The sequence below is a fragment of the Brevundimonas sp. AC546 genome, assembly GCF_979258305.1.
In genome coordinates this window covers 2,930,565-2,947,987 of record NZ_OZ409849.1, presented here as the reverse complement: position 1 = coordinate 2,947,987, position 17,423 = coordinate 2,930,565, and the positions used below count along the sequence as shown (strand labels likewise).

At 67.9% G+C, this 17,423-nt stretch carries 18 protein-coding genes and 1 tRNA gene; 8 read left to right on the top strand and 11 right to left on the bottom strand.

Features of this window, described 5'->3' with window-relative positions; all coding sequences use genetic code 11:
• Positions 1 to 314 precede the first annotated feature (314 nt).
• From ACZZZD_RS14590 to ACZZZD_RS14580, 3 genes are all read right to left on the bottom strand, one after another.
• The gene (locus tag ACZZZD_RS14590) at positions 315 to 1,055 is read right to left on the bottom strand and encodes a prephenate dehydrogenase/arogenate dehydrogenase family protein (protein ID WP_463435925.1); all 741 of its coding nucleotides are present in this window, start codon (positions 1,053 to 1,055) and stop codon (positions 315 to 317) included.
• Between the two features lie 172 nt (positions 1,056 to 1,227).
• The gene (locus ACZZZD_RS14585) at positions 1,228 to 2,559 is read right to left on the bottom strand and encodes a dihydroorotase (protein WP_463436150.1); all 1,332 of its coding nucleotides are present in this window, start codon (positions 2,557 to 2,559) and stop codon (positions 1,228 to 1,230) included.
• Between the two features lie 149 nt (positions 2,560 to 2,708).
• Complete coding sequence (locus ACZZZD_RS14580) at positions 2,709 to 3,674, bottom strand: glycosyltransferase family 9 protein (protein ID WP_463435923.1); 966 nt, start codon at positions 3,672 to 3,674, stop codon at positions 2,709 to 2,711.
• Between the two features lie 87 nt (positions 3,675 to 3,761).
• Here ACZZZD_RS14580 and ACZZZD_RS14575 point away from each other — a divergent pair, with 87 nt between their 5' ends.
• The 7 genes from ACZZZD_RS14575 to ACZZZD_RS14545 all read left to right on the top strand — a co-directional run bounded on the left by ACZZZD_RS14575 (position 3,762) and on the right by ACZZZD_RS14545 (position 9,371).
• Positions 3,762 to 3,995: a hypothetical protein gene (locus ACZZZD_RS14575; RefSeq protein WP_463435921.1), complete on the top strand. Its 234-nt coding sequence runs from the start codon at positions 3,762 to 3,764 to the stop codon at positions 3,993 to 3,995.
• Positions 3,992 to 4,570, top strand: coding sequence for a hypothetical protein (locus ACZZZD_RS14570; RefSeq protein ID WP_463435919.1), 579 nt, complete (start codon positions 3,992 to 3,994; stop codon positions 4,568 to 4,570). The genes ACZZZD_RS14575 and ACZZZD_RS14570 overlap by 4 nt, the downstream gene beginning before the upstream one ends.
• A gap of 56 nt (positions 4,571 to 4,626) precedes the next feature.
• Positions 4,627 to 6,015 (top strand): hybrid sensor histidine kinase/response regulator, encoded by a 1,389-nt coding sequence (locus tag ACZZZD_RS14565; protein WP_463435917.1) that lies wholly within the window; start codon positions 4,627 to 4,629, stop codon positions 6,013 to 6,015.
• 50 nt (positions 6,016 to 6,065) lie between these two features.
• The gene (ygfZ, locus tag ACZZZD_RS14560; RefSeq protein WP_463435915.1) at positions 6,066 to 6,869 is read left to right on the top strand and encodes a CAF17-like 4Fe-4S cluster assembly/insertion protein YgfZ; all 804 of its coding nucleotides are present in this window, start codon (positions 6,066 to 6,068) and stop codon (positions 6,867 to 6,869) included.
• A 7-nt stretch (positions 6,870 to 6,876) separates the two neighbouring features.
• Positions 6,877 to 7,635, top strand: a complete 759-nt coding sequence (locus tag ACZZZD_RS14555; RefSeq protein ID WP_463435913.1) for a 3-oxoacyl-ACP reductase — start codon at positions 6,877 to 6,879, stop codon at positions 7,633 to 7,635.
• Between the two features lie 502 nt (positions 7,636 to 8,137).
• The gene (locus ACZZZD_RS14550; RefSeq protein ID WP_463435911.1) at positions 8,138 to 8,737 is read left to right on the top strand and encodes a DNA-3-methyladenine glycosylase I; all 600 of its coding nucleotides are present in this window, start codon (positions 8,138 to 8,140) and stop codon (positions 8,735 to 8,737) included.
• On the top strand, positions 8,730 to 9,371 hold the full coding sequence (locus ACZZZD_RS14545; protein ID WP_463435910.1) for a ribonuclease HII: 642 nt from the start codon (positions 8,730 to 8,732) through the stop codon (positions 9,369 to 9,371). Before ACZZZD_RS14550 ends, ACZZZD_RS14545 begins: the two co-directional genes overlap by 8 nt.
• Positions 9,372 to 9,378: 7 nt before the next feature.
• Here ACZZZD_RS14545 and ACZZZD_RS14540 read toward each other — a convergent pair whose 3' ends face one another.
• Positions 9,379 to 9,696: a hypothetical protein gene (locus ACZZZD_RS14540; RefSeq protein WP_463435908.1), complete on the bottom strand. Its 318-nt coding sequence runs from the start codon at positions 9,694 to 9,696 to the stop codon at positions 9,379 to 9,381.
• 62 nt (positions 9,697 to 9,758) lie between these two features.
• On the bottom strand, positions 9,759 to 10,799 hold the full coding sequence (locus ACZZZD_RS14535; RefSeq protein ID WP_463435906.1) for a DNA adenine methylase: 1,041 nt from the start codon (positions 10,797 to 10,799) through the stop codon (positions 9,759 to 9,761).
• 149 nt (positions 10,800 to 10,948) lie between these two features.
• Between ACZZZD_RS14535 and poxB the strand changes: the two genes are divergently transcribed.
• Positions 10,949 to 12,667: a ubiquinone-dependent pyruvate dehydrogenase gene (gene poxB / locus ACZZZD_RS14530; RefSeq protein WP_463435904.1), complete on the top strand. Its 1,719-nt coding sequence runs from the start codon at positions 10,949 to 10,951 to the stop codon at positions 12,665 to 12,667.
• A 5-nt stretch (positions 12,668 to 12,672) separates the two neighbouring features.
• Here poxB and ACZZZD_RS14525 read toward each other — a convergent pair.
• The 6 genes from ACZZZD_RS14525 to fliM all read right to left on the bottom strand — a co-directional run bounded on the left by ACZZZD_RS14525 (position 12,673) and on the right by fliM (position 17,421).
• Positions 12,673 to 12,759, bottom strand: a tRNA-Leu gene (locus ACZZZD_RS14525).
• Between the two features lie 49 nt (positions 12,760 to 12,808).
• Positions 12,809 to 14,257: a M20/M25/M40 family metallo-hydrolase gene (locus tag ACZZZD_RS14520; protein WP_463435902.1), complete on the bottom strand. Its 1,449-nt coding sequence runs from the start codon at positions 14,255 to 14,257 to the stop codon at positions 12,809 to 12,811.
• Between the two features lie 43 nt (positions 14,258 to 14,300).
• Positions 14,301 to 14,540, bottom strand: a complete 240-nt coding sequence (locus ACZZZD_RS14515; protein WP_463435900.1) for a DUF3297 family protein — start codon at positions 14,538 to 14,540, stop codon at positions 14,301 to 14,303.
• A gap of 312 nt (positions 14,541 to 14,852) precedes the next feature.
• A complete protein-coding gene (locus ACZZZD_RS14510) occupies positions 14,853 to 15,764 on the bottom strand; it encodes a MotE family protein (RefSeq protein ID WP_463435899.1) in 912 nt (303 codons plus the stop codon).
• Between the two features lie 17 nt (positions 15,765 to 15,781).
• Complete coding sequence (locus ACZZZD_RS14505; protein WP_463435897.1) at positions 15,782 to 16,378, bottom strand: DUF6468 domain-containing protein; 597 nt, start codon at positions 16,376 to 16,378, stop codon at positions 15,782 to 15,784.
• Complete coding sequence (gene fliM / locus ACZZZD_RS14500; RefSeq protein WP_463435895.1) at positions 16,378 to 17,421, bottom strand: flagellar motor switch protein FliM; 1,044 nt, start codon at positions 17,419 to 17,421, stop codon at positions 16,378 to 16,380. Before fliM ends, ACZZZD_RS14505 begins: the two co-directional genes overlap by 1 nt.
• Between the last annotated feature and the right edge of the window lie 2 nt (positions 17,422 to 17,423).

Here is a 17,423-nt window from a genome sequence, read left to right as displayed (position 1 = left end):
TCGTCCCATCTTGATGGGTCAGCCGGATGAAACCAGACCCCTCACAATTTTCGCGGTTGGCTCCGGCAAAGCGGGCTCCTGATTTTTCCAGCGACCATGTCGGCTGTTTGCACACGGAGACCCTAGCGGACACAACTGGGCTCGCCGCGTGCTGAGTCTCTACGGTATAGGTGTGCCTCACTGGTGAGCAGGCGGAGAGCAGGGCCGCTGATGCGATGATGAGACGTTTCATCGGGGCAGTGTCCTTGACGCTTCGAACGTCCGCAATAGGTCGATTTCAGGCTTGGGTTTCGCAGCCGAAAGCAGACGTTCGCCTACACCTCCCCCGCCGCTCCCCGCGCCTCATCCGCCAAGGCGAAGAACCGCTCCCGCACCTCGGCCGCAAAGGGGTTGTCGCGTTCGATGGCGCGGAAGACGGCGGGGCTGTCGTGGCGGACCATGTCGACGGCCTGCATCAGACGGTCGAAGCTGGCGGTGGTCATGCGCGTCGGCAGGGGCTCCATGGCCATCAGGACGCGGGCGATCAGGTGGGTCAGGCCCTGGACGGTGGCGGCCTCGCGGTCGTGATCCTCGGGACTGACCTGAAAGACCTTCAACCCCAGCGCCCGGCGGCAGAAGGCGGCGACGCGGCGCGCGTCCTTTTCGCCGCGCACCTCGCACACGGCGATACGCAGGCCCGCGATGCCGTCCTTGCCGCTCTGCGGGCCGAACAGCGGGTGGGTTCCGACGATCCGCACGCCGGGCGGCAGGAGGTCGGCCATAGCCTGCGCCGGCTTCACCTTCACCGACCCCACATCAATGACCAGGGCGTCGGGCGCCAGATGCGGACGGATGGCGATCAGCGTCGCCTCCAGCGCCTCGACCGGCACGGCCAGCACCACCGTCGGACAGGCGGCGGCGGTCGCCAGGTCGGTCAGGGTCGCGACGCCCTCGCCGCCCCCGACTCCAGGCGTCGCCGCCGGATCATGGGCCAGGATGTCGAACCAGGGCGACAGATGCCGCGCCGTCAGCCGCCCGAAGGCGCCGAAGCCGATCAGGCCGAGCTTGTCTCTCACCACCGTCACACCCGGCGCCTTCCCACCAACTTCCGTCATCCTCGGGCTTGACCCGAGGACCGGGTGCGGATCGGGCTGTGCGTTCGCCGCCGACGCAATGCGGCGGACCTTCCGATCCTCGGGTCAAGCCCGAGGATGACGGAGTAGAGTTTGATAACGGAGCGAAGCGCCCTCACAGCGTCTCCATGAACCGCACCGGCCGCCCGTGCGCCGATCCGATCAGTTCGCCGTCCTGCATCACCACCCGGCCGCGCACGATGGTCGCCATCGGCCAGCCGGTCGCCTCGACGCCGTCGAACGGGGTCCAGCCGCAGCGCGTGGCCTGCTGGTCGTGCGTAATCGTCCGCTTCGCCTTCAGATCGACGATGGTCAGGTCGGCGTCATAGCTGACGGCCATCCGACCCTTGTTGGCCGTGCCGAACACCCGCTGGGCGCCGGCCGAGGTCAGGTCGATGAACCGTTCCAAGCTCAACCGCCCATTGGCGACGTGCGTCAGCATCAGCGGCACCAGCGTCTGCACCCCCGGCATCCCCGACGGCGAGGCCGGATAGGGTTTGGCCTTCTCCTCTTTGGTGTGCGGCGCGTGGTCGGACCCCAGCACGTCGGCGACGCCCTGCTGCATGCCCCACAGCCACAGGGCGTCCACATGCTCCTGCGACCGGATCGGCGGGTTCATCTGGGCGTAGCTGCCCAGCCGCTCATAGGCCTCGGGCGCGACCAGGGTCAGGTGCTGGGGCGTGATCTCGACGGTGGCGACATCCTTGTGGAAGCGCAGATATTCCATCTCATCCCGGGTCGTGACGTGCAGCACATGGATGCGCGCGCCCGTCTCTTTCGCCAGACCGACCAGGCGCCGGGTCGAACGGATGGCGCTCTCGGCGTCGCGCACCTCGGGGTGGCTGGTCCAGTCGCCTGTGCGGGCCAGACCCCGCCGTTCGACCAGCCGGTATTCGTCCTCGGAATGAAAGGTGGCGCGCCGGCGCACGTTCGACAGGACCTTGCGCACCCCCTCGTCGTCGGCGATCAGCAGGTCGCCGGTCGAGGCGCCCATGAAGACCTTGACCCCGCAACACCCCGGCAGCCGCTCCAGCTCGCCCAGATAGTCCGCGTTCTCGTGCGTGCCGCCGACATAGAAGGCGTGGTCGGTCCACATCCGGTCCTTCGCCCGGACCAGCTTGTCGGCCATGGTGTCCGGGTCGGTGGTGTTGGGATTGGTGTTCGGCATCTCGAACACGGCGACGACCCCGCCCAGGGCCGCCGCGCGCGACCCGGTCTCCAGATCTTCCTTCCACTCCAGCCCCGGCTCGCGGAAGTGAACCTGGGTGTCGATCACGCCGGGCAGGACGGTCAGGCCCGTGGCGTCGAAAGTCTCGCCGGCCGAGGCCTGGCTCAGGTCGCCGATAAAGGCGATCTTGCCGTCGATCACGCCCACGTCGGCCAGGCCGCGCCCCGCATGGTTCGCCACCTCGCCGCCACGCACGATCAGGTCATAGGTCTGGGTCATCATCATCACCGTCACCCTCGGGCTTGTCCCGAGGGCCCATGGCGGCCGTCGCACGATCACCGAAATCGCACGCCGCGACCGACGCTTCAGGCTCGCTTATGCGGAAAGATGGGCCCTCGGGACAAGCCCGAGGGTGACGGAGTTTTTGTTCAGCCCCGCCCCTTCAACAGCCGCATCGACGCCTTCAGCACCCGTTCCCACGGCAGATCCATCATATGCTGGATCGCCTGGTTCAGGCGCGGATCCAGTTTCCTGAACTCTTCATAGGTGCGCGGCCCTCGCACGGCCTCGCCCTTCCAAGGTCCGCGCACGGCCTCGTCAGACGGCCCGAACACCGCCACCACCGGCGCGCCCGAGGCCGTCGCCAGATGGGTCCAGATCGAGTCCGCCCCGACGTACAGCGCCGATTTCGACAGGGCGGCTGCCGTCTGCAGCCGCGTCAGCCTGCCCTGCAGCTCGATCACCCGCGCGCGCGGCACGGCGTAGCGGATGGTGTGCGCCGCCTCGCGATCGATCTCCTCGCCCACGATCATCAGCCGCCCGCCCGCCAGCGGCCCATCGTCGGCCAGAAGCTTGGCCGCCACCTTGGCGTAGCGTTCGGCCGGCCAGCGCTTGCCCATCCATTCCACGCCCGGCCCGACCGCCAGAATGGGTCCGTTCCCGCCCGTCGCCGGGATCAGCGCCTGAACCTGGGCCAGCGTCTCGTCCGACACATACAGACGCGGCGCCGGAATCTCCTCGGGCTCCAGCTTCAGCACCGCCGCCGCCGCCTCGACCGCGTGCGGCCCCGGCGCATCCTTGCCCCGCACCGCCCGCTTGTGCCGCCTCAGCTTGCCCGACAGGTCCGAGCCGCGCATGTCCACGACCAGGCCCCATTTGGTCCCGCGCACCTGGTTCCACAGGGCGATCCATTCGAAATGGCCCTCGCGCTCCAGCACGATCAGCTTCGTCAGGCGCGGCGTGTCGGCGAACAGCGGCGCGCTGGCGGCAGATCCGACGATGGTGAAGGTCGCATCCGGCAGGCTCTCGACCAGATGCGCCAGCACGCCCGAGGACAGCACGGCGTCCTCGGCGTCCGCCTCGGCGATATACAGGATGGGAAACCGCCCGATCATCCGTTGACGGATACAGGGATTCTATCGGGGGTTCAGCGTCAAACGCGTGTTTCCACAGGCAGGTGCCATAGGCTAAAAGCTGCGCCCATGATCCAGACGCCCGATCCAGCCGCCACCGCCGCCCTCGAACGCTTCAAGGCCCAGCGCGTCACGGCCATCTATCGGCTGGACCTGATCGCCAAGGGCGCCACCATTTCCTACGAGGACGGCACGCCCGTGGACATGGTCTCCGAAAAGACCCGGCTCGAAGCCGTCGTCGCCGACATGGACCGCCGCATCGCACAGTTGGAACGCGCCCAAAAGACTGACGCCAAGGGGTGAGCCTTCCCCTTCTCCCCGGCCGGACCTGCGGCGGCTGTGTCGAATGCTGCCGGGTCATTCCGCTGGACCTGCCGGAACTGGCCAAGCCGACCGGCGAGCTGTGCGCCTATTGCGTCGACGGCGCCGGCTGTTCGGTCCACTCCATCCGGCCCAACACCTGCCGCATCTGGTTCTGCCTGTGGCGCGTGGTCGAACTGTCGGACGACTGGCGGCCGGACCTCAGCGGCGTCATCGTCCGCCCCGACGGGGTCGAGGACGGGATCATCACCCTGTACGTCCTGCGCCGCTCGGACTTCCTGGCCTCGACGGAGTTCTTCATGACCGTCGCCGGCTGGGTCGCCGAAGGGATCCAGGTGGCCCTCAGCATTCCCGGCCCGGTCGGAACCTATCCCGCCCGTGCGGTCGTCACCGACTGGCTGCGCCCGGCGATCGAGGACGGCGATCCCGCCGCCTTCCTGGCCCGAGTTCCTGCGCTCGCTCGATACGCTGGCCGAGCACGACTTCCAACCCGACGGCGTCGTTGCGCGATACGCCGTGACAACCCAGGATCGCCCGCCAGCTTAGCCGAAGCTTAAACCCTTGCCGCTATTCTGAAATCTGTGACGCCGCCGCTTTGAGAGACACGCCGGAAATGCAGGCCTGGGACGCGCTGCGACGCCCGATCTGGATGTTCGATCCGTCCGCCATGCGAGGCGTCTATGCGAACGCCGCCGCCCTGACGCTTTGGGGCTCCGACACCCTCGACGCTCTGCTGGCCCGCGACTTCAGCCAGATGTCCCCCGCCGTCCTGGCGCGCACCGAACGACTGGCGCGCGAGACGGCGAACGGCGAGACCCTGTCCGAACACTGGACCTTCTATCCGAACGGCCAGCCCCTGACGGTGACGGCGATCATCTCGACCTACTGGCTGGACGACGGCACGCCGGTCCTGCTGTTCGAGGCCGCCCCGATCGAGGTCGAGAGCGAAGAGCGTCGCGCGGTCGAGGCCCTGCGTCACACCTCCACCCTGATCTCCCTGTTCGACGGCGAAGGTCGGCCGCTGTTCTCCAACCCCGCGGCCTTTGCGGCCTATGGCTCGACCACCCATCCGTTCGAGGCCCGGTTCGCCGAACCCGAGCGCGCCCAGCCCATGCTGGCGGCGGCCCTGTCCGGCGACTTGGCGGCCGACGTCTGCGAGATCGTCACCCGCGACGGTCTGCGCTGGCACCACCTCGACGTCCGCCCGGTGATCGACCCGGTCACAGGGCAGCTGGGCCTCATGCTGACCGAGATCGACGTGACCGAACGGGTTGAAGCCGAACAGGCCCGCGTCGCCGCCGAACAAAAGACCGCCATGGCCGAGGCGCGGCAGAAGTTCCTGACCGACATGTCGCACGAACTGCGCACGCCGCTGAACTCGGTGATCGGCTTCTCGGACCTGCTGTCCAAGGCCGGTCTGGCCGAGGAACACGCCGACCACGCCGCCCGCATCAATGGCGCGGGCCAGCGTCTGTTGTCTGTGGTCAACGACATGATCGATCTGTCGGCCGACAACGTCGTTCCACTGCCGACGCCCGATGCCGTCATCGGCGAACCCGCGCCCACCAATGAAGACGCCGCCGCCCTGCGCGTCCTCTATGTCGACGATCACGACAGCAACCGCGCCCTGGTCATGGCCGTCATGTCCGCCCAAGGTATCCTGTGCGCCACCGCCGACGACGGCGCGCAAGGGGTCGATGCCGCCCGCGACGGCGACTGGGACGTGATCCTGATGGATATCCAGATGCCGGTGATGGACGGGGTCGATGCCACCCGCGCCATCCGCGCCCTGCCGGGGCTGGTCGGCCGCACGCCCATCCTGGCCCTGACCGCCAACACCCTGCCGGAACAGCTGATCCAGTATGAAGAGGCCGGCATGGACGACTGCATCGCCAAGCCGATGAACATCGTCGATCTGGTCACCCGCGTGTCGGCCTGGGGCGCCAGCGACTGGCGCAACTTCGATCCCCTGTTCGATCCCGAGGCCGCCGCCGTCGCCTAAATTCCGCGCGGCGTCTTCTGGACCCGCCGCCCGCGCCCTATCTTGCGCCCATGCCCATCGCCCGTCTCGACAGCCGCGCCCTCATCTCGATCACGGGCGAGGACGCGAAGCCCTTCCTGCACAATCTGCTGACCCAGGACGTAGAGACGCTGGCTGAAGGCGAACTCCGCTTCGGCGCTCTTCTGTCCCCGCCCGGCCGGCTGCTGTTCGACCTGTTCATCCTCGGCCAGGCGGACGGCGTCCTGCTGGATGTCGCGACTGAGCGCCGCGCCCCCCTGCTCCAACGCCTGTCGATGTACAAACTCCGCGCCAAGGTCCAGGTCGCCGCCGACGACCGCGCCGTCTTTGCCGCCTGGCCGGACGCGCCCGAGGGCTTCATCCCCGACCCGCGCACCCCGCTGATGGGCGGCCGTCTCTATGGCGTGGCGACGCCCGACGCGGCCCAGGCCGACTACGACGCCCACCGCCTGTCCATCGGCCTGCCCGACCCCACAGCCGACGCGCCCCAGGACAAGACCTATCCGATCGAGGCCGACTTCGACCTGCTGAACGGCATCGACTTCCAGAAGGGCTGTTTCGTCGGCCAGGAGACCACCTCGCGCATGAAACGCCGGGGAACGATCAAGAACCGGATGCTGCCGCTCGACTTCGACGGCCCGCCCCCCGCCTTCGGCGCCGAGGTGCTGAAGGGCGAACTGCGCGCGGGTGAGATCCTCTCCGGCCAAAACGGATCGGTCATGGCCCTGCTGCGGATCGACCGCCTCGACGGCGACCTGACCGTGGACGGCCGCCCTGTGCGCTTGCGCAAACCCGCCTGGATGGGCGAGGACGTCCTCCCCTCCTCCAACGCGTGAGTCCCCCATGAAGATCGCCGACCAGATCGTCCTCGTCACCGGCGGCGCACGCGGCGTCGGGGCCGCCGCCGTCCGCGCTTTCGCCCGCGAAGGCGCCCGCGTGATCATCAACTGGCGCGCCAGCGGCGAGGCCGCCGACGCCCTGGCCGCCGAAATCGGCGATCGCGCCGTCGCCCTCCAGGCCGACGTGACCGACCGCGCCGCCGTGGACGCCATGGTCGCCGCCGCGCAAAGCCATTTCGGCGCGCCCGTCACCACCGTGATCAACAACGCCCTGGACTACAGCTTCAACGGCGACGCCCGGTCGCAGATGACCGACATCGGCTGGGACGAACTGGCGGCCCAGTTCTCGACCGTCGTGCGCGGCGCGCTGAACGTCATCCAGGCGACCGCCCCCGGCATGGCGGCGGCCCGGTTCGGCCGCGTCGTCAACATCGGCACCAACCTGTTCCAGAACCCGGTCGTGCCCTATCACGACTACACCGCCGCCAAAGCCGCCCTGCTGTCGCTGACGCGCACCGCCGCCGGCGACCTCGGCCCCGACGGGATCACCGTCAACATGGTCTCGGGCGGCCTTCTGCGCACCACCGACGCCAGCGCCGCCACCCCCGAGGCCGTCTTCGACTTCATCGCCGGCATGACGCCGCTGCGGTCCGTGACCACCCCCGAAGAATTCGCCGACGCGGTCCTCTTCTTCGCCTCCCCCTGGAGCCGTGCGGTGACCGGCCAGAACCTGGTCGTGGACGGCGGATTGGTGCGGGACTGAACCACCGTCTCCTCCCCACTTCGTGGGGAGGTGGCGCGGCGCTCCTTAGCGCCGTGACGGAGGGGCTCTTCACCGCATCACCGCCGCCTGTGGGACTTCAAGAGCCCCTCCACCGCTTCGCGGTCTCCCTCCCCATTTCATGGGGAGGAGACGGTCTCCATCCTATTCTCTGAGGACATTCGACCAGATTTCAGAGCCTTATTAACCACCAGCGTCAATCGACCAACCCCTCCTCCAACCGCCCTTACAATGCGCGGGTTTAGGGCCGGAGGAGACGAAAACTTGGACTCGTTGGACTCGTTGGACTGTTTTTTTTCGCAGTCCAACTTCGCCCCGCCAAATTGCACTTTCTTGCACTTTGCACGCGTTTAGCGGGTGCAGTGCAATTCACCTCTCCGCCCCGATTTCAGACAATTGAGACTATTCAGACGGTCTTTTTTTCCACCGCCGAGTCCCCAAATCCCGCCTTCCCCTCACCAGAACAGACTGGCAACCTCCCGCCATGACCGACTCACACGCAGAAGGCCGCTGCGGCTGGTGCGGGACCACCGACCCGCTCTACATCGCCTATCACGACACCGAATGGGGCGTGCCCGAGCGCGACCCGCGCGCCCTGTGGGAGAAGCTGGTCCTCGACGGCTTCCAGGCCGGCCTCGCCTGGATCACCATCCTGAGAAAGCGCGAGGGCATCCGCGACGCCTTCGACGGTTTCGACCCCGAAATCGTCGCCCGCTACGGCGAGGACGACATCCAGCGCCTGCTGGGAGACGCCCGCATCATTCGCTCGCGCGCCAAGATCAACGCGGCCATCCGGGGCGCCCAGATCTGGCTGGAGATGCGCGATAACAACGAAGACTTCTCCGCCTGGCTCTGGTCCTTCGTCGACGGCGAACCGATCCAGACCACCCACGCCGACTTTCGCCAGGCCCCGACCCAGACCGAACAGTCGGTCGCCATGGCAAAGGCCCTCAAGAAACGCGGCTTTAACTTCTGCGGCCCGGTGATCGTCTATGCCTTCATGCAGGCCGTAGGCATGGTCAACGATCACCAGACGACCTGCTTCCGTCACGCCCAGGTTCGTGCGATGGCGGGCCATGGCTAGAGCCCCCTCAAACCCCAAGGCCTTCCCGACCCTCGCGCTGGAGACCGTGCTGATCCAGCGCGTCAACGGTCACGTCTGCGGCGTGGACGAGGCAGGGCGCGGACCGTGGGCCGGCCCCGTCTCGGCGGCGGCGGTGATCCTGAACCCTGACGACCTGCCGCCCGGCATCGACGATTCCAAGGCCCTGACCGAAAAGCGCCGCGCCGCGCTGGAGCCCGAGATCAAGGCCCGCGCCATCGCCTGGGGCGTCGGCTTCGCCTCGGTGGAGGAGATCGAGGACCTGAACATCCTGCACGCCACCGGCCTGGCCATGTGCCGCGCCATCGAGGCGCTTCAGGTCCAGCCGGTCGCGGCCCTGGTCGACGGCAACTACCGCTTCAAACTGCCGTGCGAAATCCAGACCGTGGTCGGCGGCGACGGCCTGTCGCTGTCGATCGCGGCGGCCTCGATCCTGGCCAAGACGGCGCGGGATCGACTGATGATCGATCTAGACGCCCAATACCCCGGCTACGGCTTCGCCAGCCACAAGGGTTACAACGCGCCGATCCACCAGAACGCCTTGAAAACATTAGGGCCTTGCCCCGCCCATCGGCGCAGCTGGTCGCCCATCAAGGCCCTACTTCAGGACGCCTGACGCCGCCTCAGATGTGCATGAAGCCGCCCAGCAGCGCACCCATCAGGGCCGCCACGGCGGCGCCGGCCAGCGCCATCATCCAGCGCGGCGGCGGGCTCAGTTCGGGTTCGAGATCGACGTGCTCGACCGGCTGCGTCGCCTCGTTCGGGCGGCTATAGCGGGCGGCGTTGTGGGTGAAGGTCGGCCGTGCATCGGCCGCCGGCGCATCCCGGCCCCATTCGGCCTCGGCGACACGCGGCGCCCACGAACGCGGTTCCGCCGCCGGCCGGACGCGGTAATCGTCGGTGCGATCGGTGGTCGGATAGGTGTGCGGGCGCGATTGCATAGTACCACAACGACACGCCGCGATTCGCGTTCCGCAACGCTCGCCTGTTGTTTTCCAAATGCTTAGGCGGCGACGGGCAGTTCGACCGGCCGATCCGTGACGACGAACAGGTGTTCGACGTTCCTCAGCCGCCCCACCTGACCGACCTTCTCGCCCTTGGGATTGTGGATGCCGATACGGGCGCCGACGTAACGCGGATGCGCCACTTCCAGCACCTGGACATGGCCCCGCGCCGACAGCATCTCGACCAGTTCGGCCCGGCTCAAATAGCCCTCGTCATTGAAGCTGACGATCAGGTTCGGCGCCTTGACTCGCTCGATCACCGTCCGCAGCGCGGGTCCGATCCCCGGCCGGCTGTTGAAGGGGCTCTTGCGCGTCCTGACGTCCACCCGCTTGTTGGCGATCCCATAGGTCTCGGGCCGGTCCCACAGCACCAGGCTTTCCCAGCAGTGGTAGTTGGCCAGATAGGAATGCTGGTTATAGGGCGGGTCCAGATAGACGAGGTCGGCCTCGACCTGTTCGGCGATCTCGATCGCATCGCCCTGCGTCGCCCGGCATGGCCTGCCGTCCACCGCCGCGACCATGTCCGGCGTCCTCAGCGCCAGCGTCTTCAGCGCCCGGGGCGCCCACTGTTTCATATAGGCCATCTGAACCCCGGCGGTGGAATCCACCCGGTCCGCCGCCTCCATCAAACTGACCAGCACGATGGCCTTCAGCTCCGGCTCCAGCCCCATGGCCTCGATCCGATCGCGCATGGCGTCGATGCGCGCGCCGTTGTCGGGGTGGAAGTAGCGGGCGTCCTGGCAAAAGGCTTGGGTGAACCATCCCGCCTGCGGCTTCACCGTCCGCAACTCGGCCAGCACGATCTCGACCCTCTCGGCCCAGCGGTCGCGATCCGCCTGGACATAGGCGGTCGCCAAGGCGTGGGCATAGGCGTTGTAGTCGTTCGACCAGACCTGAAACCCCTGCTTCTTCAACGCATGACCGACCCGCGCCGTGCCCGAGAACAGGTCGCACACCCGCCCGCCCTGGGGCAGGACGCCGGCGACGGCGCCCGTCACATGGCCCAGCAAGGCGCGCTTGGAGCCGATGTATTTGATCATGACGCGGCGCGACTTATCCGCCCACCATAGCCGGTTCGCGCTCGACAGGGAGAGGCCGCACGAAGCCGAATGCGGTTCCGCGCATTTCCAGACAAGACGCGGTGTGCTGGTGTGCGCATGGTGGCGTGAAACGTTTCCAGGAGCCGAACATGGCGATGACTGTCGCAGACCTGCTGGCCAAGACCCTGGCCTCGGCCGGCGTGCGCCGAATATGGGGCGTCACGGGCGACAGCCTGAACGGGCTGAACGACAGCCTGCGCCGGTTCGACGACATCCAGTGGATGCATGTCCGCCACGAGGAGACCGCCGCCTTCGCCGCCGGCGCAGAGGCGGCGATCACCGGCGAACTGGCGGTCTGCGCCGGCAGTTGCGGGCCGGGCAACCTGCATCTGATCAACGGTCTTTTCGACTGTCATCGCAACCGGGTTCCGGTGCTGGCCATCGCCGCCCACATCCCTTCCTCCGAGATCGGTCTGGGCTATTTTCAGGAGACCCATCCGCAGGAACTGTTCCGCGAATGCAGCGACTTCTGCGAACTGGTGTCCAATCCGGCCCAGATGCCGGGCGTCCTGGCGCGCGCCCTGAACACCGCCGTCGGCAAGGGCGGGGTGGCGGTGATCGTCTTGCCCGGCGACGTGGCCCTGGCTCATGCGCCCGATGGCGCCTCGCCCGACTGGAGCCCGCCGGGCAAGCCCCGCATCAGCCCTGCTCTGTCCGACGTCGCGCGCGCGGCCGAACTGCTGAACGGCGCCGACAAGGTCACCATCCTGGCCGGCAGCGGCTGCGCCGGCGCACACGACCAGGTCCTGGCCCTGGCCGAGGCGCTTCAGGCCCCGGTGGTTCACGCCCTGCGCGGCAAGGAGCATGTCGAATGGGACAATCCCTATGACGTCGGCATGACCGGCCTGATCGGCTTCTCGTCCGGCTATCACGCCATGATGAACTGCGACGCCCTGGTCATGCTGGGCACCGACTTCCCTTATCGCAACTTCTATCCGTCCGACGCCAAGATCATCCAGATCGACCACGACCCGTCCAGCCTGGGCAAGCGCGCCCACCTGGCCCAGGGCGTGGTCGGTGACGTGGCCGAAGCCGTCGCCGCCCTGCTGCCCCAGCTGAAGCCTGAGCGGTCGTCGCGCTTCCTCGACGCCGCGCGCAAACACTATGGCGAAGCGCGAAAAGGCCTGGACGACCTGGCCCGCCTCTCGTCCAGGGGCCGCCCGATCCATCCGCAATATGTGGCCGAGGTCGTCAGCCGCCTGGCCTCCGACGACGCGATCTTCACCGCCGACGTCGGCACCCCGACCGTCTGGGCGGCGCGCTATCTGAAGATGAACGGTCGGCGCCGGCTCTTGGGATCGTTCAATCACGGCTCCATGGCCAATGCGATGCTGCAAGGCATCGGCGCCCAGGCCGCCGCGCCGGAGCGGCAGGTGATCTCCCTGTCGGGCGACGGCGGCTTCACCATGATGATGGGCGATTTCATCAGCCTGACCCAGCTGGGTCTGCCGCTGAAGGTGATCGTATTCAACAACGGCTCGCTGGGCTTCGTCGCCATGGAGATGAAGGCCGCCGGCTTCCTGGACACCGGGACGGACCTTCAGAACCCCGACTTCGCCGCCATGGCGACGGCCATGGGGATCAAGGCCTTCCGGGTCGAGGAGTCCGACCAGTTGGAGGACGCCATCGCCCAAGCTATGGCCCACCCCGGCCCCGCCCTGGTCGATGTCGTCACCGCCAGCCAGGAACTGGTCATCCCGCCCAAGATCAAGCTGGAACAGGCCAAGGGCTTCAGCCTGTTCATGCTGAAAGCCATCATGAACGGTCGTGGCGACGAGGTGCTGGAACTGGCCCGCACCAACCTCTAGCAATCTGGTGCGGGCGGCCGGGCTTGAACCGGCAAGGACTTTCGTCCGGCAGATTTTAAGTCTGCTGCGTCTACCAGTTTCGCCACGCCCGCGAGCCGGTCCGGCTCCTATAGACAGAAGCGGACCGGGTCTCCAAGCGCTCTAGTGCGAAGGGGTCGCGGCGGACGTGGCCGCCGGCTTCATCGCGCGGAAATCCACGTCGGAATCGGCGATCAGCCACAGCAGGCCGGCCCAGGCGGCGACGTTCTGGTTCAGTTGCGCCGGGTCGATCTTATCCAGGGTGTCGTTGGCGGTGTGGTGCAGGTCGAAATAGCGGGTTCCATCCTGGGCCAGGCCAAAGAAGGGCACGCCCAGCGGACCCATCGGGCCGACATCGACGCCGCCTTCGGTCTCGACTCGATCCGAGGCGAGGACGCCGATCGGATAGAGGACGCGGGTCGCGGCCTTCTGGAAGTCGGAGCCCTGGGCGCCCGCGGGCAGGCGCAGGGCGTAGACGCGGTCGGCGCCGAAATCGCTCTCGCCGGCGATGATGTGCTTGTCCAGCGCCGCGCCTTGGGCCTTCGCATAGACGCCGCCGCCGTTGCCGGTCTGGGGCGTCGGCTGGGAGACCTCTTCCGAACCATAGAAGATCACCCGCAGGGTCCGTGCGGGACGACGTCCGCTGTCGGCGATGGCCTTGGCCGCCGCGACCGTGATGGCGCCGCCTGCGCCGTCGTCGATGGCGCCGGTGCCCAGGTCCCAGCTGTCCATATGCGAGCCCAGCACGATGATCTCGTCCGGCCGGGTGGCGCCGGGCAGATCGCCGATCACGTTCTGACTGGTGGTCCGGTAGGTGTGGGCGGTCGAGGTCAGGCGCATCCGCACCGGCTGACCCAGGGCGACCAGACGGCTGACCTGATCGGCGTCGGGCGCGGCCAGGGCGAAGGCCGGGATGGTCGGCTTGCCGTCCACATAGCGGGTCGTGCCGGTGTGGGGCATGCGGTCCTCGTCCGAACCGACCGAACGCATGACGAAGGCCGATGCGCCCTTGGCCGCCGCCACGCCGGGGCCGGCGCCGCGCACGCGGGTCTGGGGACCATAGCCGGAGCCGTCCTGCATGGGGTGCATCTGGCCCAGATCGACATAGACGATCTTGCCGCGCACGGCGGCGTCAGGCGCGGCCTGTAAATCCTCGAAGGTGGAGAAGCGGACGATCTCGGCCTCGACGCCATTGCGCGGCGTGGCGGGCGAATGGCCCAGAGCGGCCGCGACCAGGGCCTGGGCGTGGTCGCCGACGATGGCGGCCGAGCTTTCGCCCCGCTCCCAGCCGACCAGCGGGAACTCTTCGATGTGGACGTTCTGGAAGCCATTGGCGCGTAGATAGTCGGCGGCCCAGGTGGCGGCCTGCTGTTCCGAGCGCGAGCCGGCCGGGCGCGCACCGAACCGCGTCGTCAGCTGGGTGACATAGTCCATGGCGATGTTGGAGCGCATCGCCGCGTCGCGCACGACGATAGCCTGCTCCACCGTCGCGGCATCCTGGGCGTTGGCCACGGGGGCGAAGGCGACGAGACCCAGCGCGACGGCGCTGGCGGTCAGCAGACGGATAGACATGAGGTAGGCTCCGGACTCAGCAAGAGCCGGAACCTAGGTAGGTTCAGTCGTTCTGGAAATAGGGTTCGACCGTGCCCTGCAGCTTCACGGTCAGGGCCTTGCCCTTGCGGTCCACGCGGTTGCCCAGCGCCAGACGGACCCAGCCCTCGGAGACGCAGTATTCCTCGACATTGGTCTTTTCCTCGCCCTTGAAGCGGATGCCGACGCCGCGTTGCAGCACCTCGGCGTCGTGATGGGGGCTGGACGGATCGACCGAGAGGCGATCGGGAGGCGTGTCGGACATGGTCTTCGAGCGAGCTCAGTTTTTCAGCAAGGCGCGGTGATAGACGCGCGCGGGCCTCATGCCAATGCGAAACCGGGCGGCGGCGTGCTTATGGCAGCAGATGATAGTGATGGGCAACGGCGACAATCATCACGGTTCCCGCCGTCGGAACAGCCAGGATGATGGCGCGGCGCAGACGATGCGCGACGTAAAGCAGTTCGCCGATCATGGCGGATCCTCGATGCAGTCTCTCTCTCACGGAGCGTTCGAAGATGATTGGTCGAAGTGTTTCCCCTGTCGAGACGAAACGTCCGCTCAGGGTCACACTTAAGGTTACTGCACAGTTTGGCGCGGCTGGGCGTTGGGGGCGTCAGAGGGCTGATAGGCCTGAGGGCCGGCCGGCGGCGTGGCGGCGGGCGTCGTCGGACGACGCGCAGGGGTCGCAGCCGGGCGACGGGCGGGCGTGGCGGCGGGACGAGAGGCAGCCGGCCGGGGCGTCGGACGGGTGGCGGGCGTAGCGGTCGCAGCGGTCGGCTGAGCGACCGGCGTGGGTGCTGGTGTTGCGGCGGCGGGCGTCGCAGCCGGCGGCGGGGTGGCGGCTTCCGCGGCGGCGGCGCGGGCGGCCATCTGCTGGGCCTGGAAGCGAGCGGCCAGCTTCTCGGTCAGTTCCTTGGCCTGGGGCGCCGTCATCTGTGCCATGATGGCGGCCAGGGTGCGCGGCCGCATGGCGGCGGCGACGGGCAGGCGCACGCGGTCCTCCAGCGTCGCCATGACCGGGGCAGCTTCCTTGGGTCGCATGGCGGAATAGACCTGGACCAGGCGGTCGATCTCGGCCTTCTCGCGCTCGTCCACCTGACCCAGCATCTGCTTCATCTCGGCCTTCAGGGCGGCCAGGGCCTGGATCTTGGCCTCCAGCTTCTGTTCGGCGGCGACCATCAGCGGCAGGGTGGTGGCGAAGTCCTGATCGCGGGCGTCCAGCGCCGCGCGGCGTTGCGACAGCGACTGGATGATCTTCAGTTCGGCGGGCGAAATCCCGGCCTGCTGGGCCAGTTGTTCGGGCGACAGGGCTGAGCAAGTGCCCGGCAGGACAGGTTTGACCGGCGCCCCGGCTGCGGCGGGCGCCGCCTCCTCGGCCCAGGCCTTGGCGCCGTCGAACAGGCCGGGCGCCACGCCGATGGCGCGCACGGCGACCACCCCGCCGATGGCGATGGCGATCAGAGGCAGAAGGCGGGGTAGACGGGCCATGAAATGGGGTTCCGAACTCAGGCGGCGAACAGGTCGTCGTCGAGATTACGACGCGCGGCGTTGAGGCTTTGTTTGGCGGAATGGTTAGCGGAGCGTCCAGCCGTCAGGGCCTGGACGATGGCGGCGATATTGTCGCGACCGGCCGGGGCGGCGCTCGCGGCGGCGCGGCGGCTGGTCGAGGCGCTGGTCGAGGGGCTGGCCAGACCCTGGATACGCTCGGCCAGAGCCGCCATGCGCTCGGCGCGTTCCTCATCTTCGGTCGCGGTCACGGCTGGAGAGGCCACGGCGGCAGGCGCGCGGCGGACCGGCTCGTCCTCGACGACCCGAACGGGCGCGACGGCAGGGGCGCGGGCGATCAGGGTTTCGAGCTGGGCCTTCACCTCACGCGCCTTGATGATGCGGTCGTGCAGCAGGTCCGTTTCCTGGCCTGAGGCGCGCAGGGTCGCCAGGGCATTCTCGGCGCGACCGGCGGCGGCGTTCAGCTCGGTCACCGCCTGGGCGAAAGCCAGTTGTCCGGCGCGCAGAGCGGCCAGCTTGCGTTCCAGCTTGATGCCGTAGCCGACCGCTGCGACCAGCAGCAGCATCAGCACCGCATCCATGATCATTCCGGCCATCAGACATTCACTCCCAGGCGGGCGGCGACTTCGGGATTGACCGGCCCTTCGACGCGTATGGCGATGTGCTGACCCTTGCGACCCATGCGGCCGGTGGTCAGGGGTATGGAGCCGGCGCGGATCGAGACCTCCGAATCCGGCGTGGCGTTCAGCATCAAGGTGTCGCCGACCTTGAGGTCCAGCACGCTGGACAGGGGCATCATCTGCTCGTCCAGGACGGCGCGGACCTCGGTCTCGGTCGTCCAGAGCTCGGTGGCCAAGTGGCCTTCCCAGATGTTGTCGCGGCCGAACTTCTCGCCCATGAACTGCTGCAGCAGCATCTTGCGGATCGGCTCCAGCGTCGCATAGGGCAGCAGCAGTTCGATCCGGCCGCCGCGATCCTCCATGTCGATGCGCAGCTTGATCAGGATGGCGGCGTTGGCCGGGCGCGCGATGGCGGCGAAGCGCGGATTGGTCTCCAGCCGGTCCAGGTTGAAGTGGACGGGCGTCAGCGGTTCGAACGCCTGGCGGGCGTCGTTCAGCACGACCTCGACCATCCGCTGCACCAGCACCCGTTCGATGGTGGTGTACGGCCGCCCTTCGATCCGCAGCGCCGCCGTGCCGCGGCGACCGCCCAGCAGCACGTCCACAATCGAATAGATCAGGTTGGAATCGACCGTCAGCAGGCCGTAGTTGTCCAGCTCCTCGGCCCGAAACACCGCCAGGATGGCCGGAAGCGGGATCGAGTTCAGATAGTCGCCGAACCGGATCGACGAGATGTTGTCCAGGCTGACTTCGACATTGTCGGAGGTGAAGTTGCGAAGGCTGGTCGTCATCAACCGCACCAGGCGGTCGAACACGATCTCCAGCATCGGCAGCCGCTCGTAGGAAACGAGCGCGGAGTTGATGATCGCCCGGATGCCCGAGCGTTCGGAGCCGTCGTCGTCGCCCAGATCGAAGCCCAGCAGGCTGTCGATCTCGTCCTGGTTCAGGACGCGTTCGGACATGGCGTCGCCGGGATCGCCTAGACCGCCGAACGGGTCGAGCTGGGCTGCGTCGGTCATGC

Coding starts and splice junctions, on each gene's coding strand:
- ACZZZD_RS14585 (WP_463436150.1), bottom strand. CDS start 2,559: ATGACCCAGACCTATGACCTGATCGTGCGTGGCGGCGAGGTGGCGAAC.
- ACZZZD_RS14580 (WP_463435923.1), bottom strand. CDS start 3,674: ATGATCGGGCGGTTTCCCATCCTGTATATCGCCGAGGCGGACGCCGAG.
- ACZZZD_RS14575 (WP_463435921.1), top strand. CDS start 3,762: ATGATCCAGACGCCCGATCCAGCCGCCACCGCCGCCCTCGAACGCTTC.
- ACZZZD_RS14565 (WP_463435917.1), top strand. CDS start 4,627: ATGCAGGCCTGGGACGCGCTGCGACGCCCGATCTGGATGTTCGATCCG.
- ygfZ (WP_463435915.1), top strand. CDS start 6,066: ATGCCCATCGCCCGTCTCGACAGCCGCGCCCTCATCTCGATCACGGGC.
- ACZZZD_RS14555 (WP_463435913.1), top strand. CDS start 6,877: ATGAAGATCGCCGACCAGATCGTCCTCGTCACCGGCGGCGCACGCGGC.
- ACZZZD_RS14550 (WP_463435911.1), top strand. CDS start 8,138: ATGACCGACTCACACGCAGAAGGCCGCTGCGGCTGGTGCGGGACCACC.
- ACZZZD_RS14545 (WP_463435910.1), top strand. CDS start 8,730: ATGGCTAGAGCCCCCTCAAACCCCAAGGCCTTCCCGACCCTCGCGCTG.
- ACZZZD_RS14540 (WP_463435908.1), bottom strand. CDS start 9,696: ATGCAATCGCGCCCGCACACCTATCCGACCACCGATCGCACCGACGAT.
- ACZZZD_RS14535 (WP_463435906.1), bottom strand. CDS start 10,799: ATGATCAAATACATCGGCTCCAAGCGCGCCTTGCTGGGCCATGTGACG.
- poxB (WP_463435904.1), top strand. CDS start 10,949: ATGGCGATGACTGTCGCAGACCTGCTGGCCAAGACCCTGGCCTCGGCC.
- ACZZZD_RS14520 (WP_463435902.1), bottom strand. CDS start 14,257: ATGTCTATCCGTCTGCTGACCGCCAGCGCCGTCGCGCTGGGTCTCGTC.
- ACZZZD_RS14515 (WP_463435900.1), bottom strand. CDS start 14,540: ATGTCCGACACGCCTCCCGATCGCCTCTCGGTCGATCCGTCCAGCCCC.
- ACZZZD_RS14510 (WP_463435899.1), bottom strand. CDS start 15,764: ATGGCCCGTCTACCCCGCCTTCTGCCTCTGATCGCCATCGCCATCGGC.
- ACZZZD_RS14505 (WP_463435897.1), bottom strand. CDS start 16,378: ATGGCCGGAATGATCATGGATGCGGTGCTGATGCTGCTGCTGGTCGCA.
- fliM (WP_463435895.1), bottom strand. CDS start 17,421: ATGACCGACGCAGCCCAGCTCGACCCGTTCGGCGGTCTAGGCGATCCC.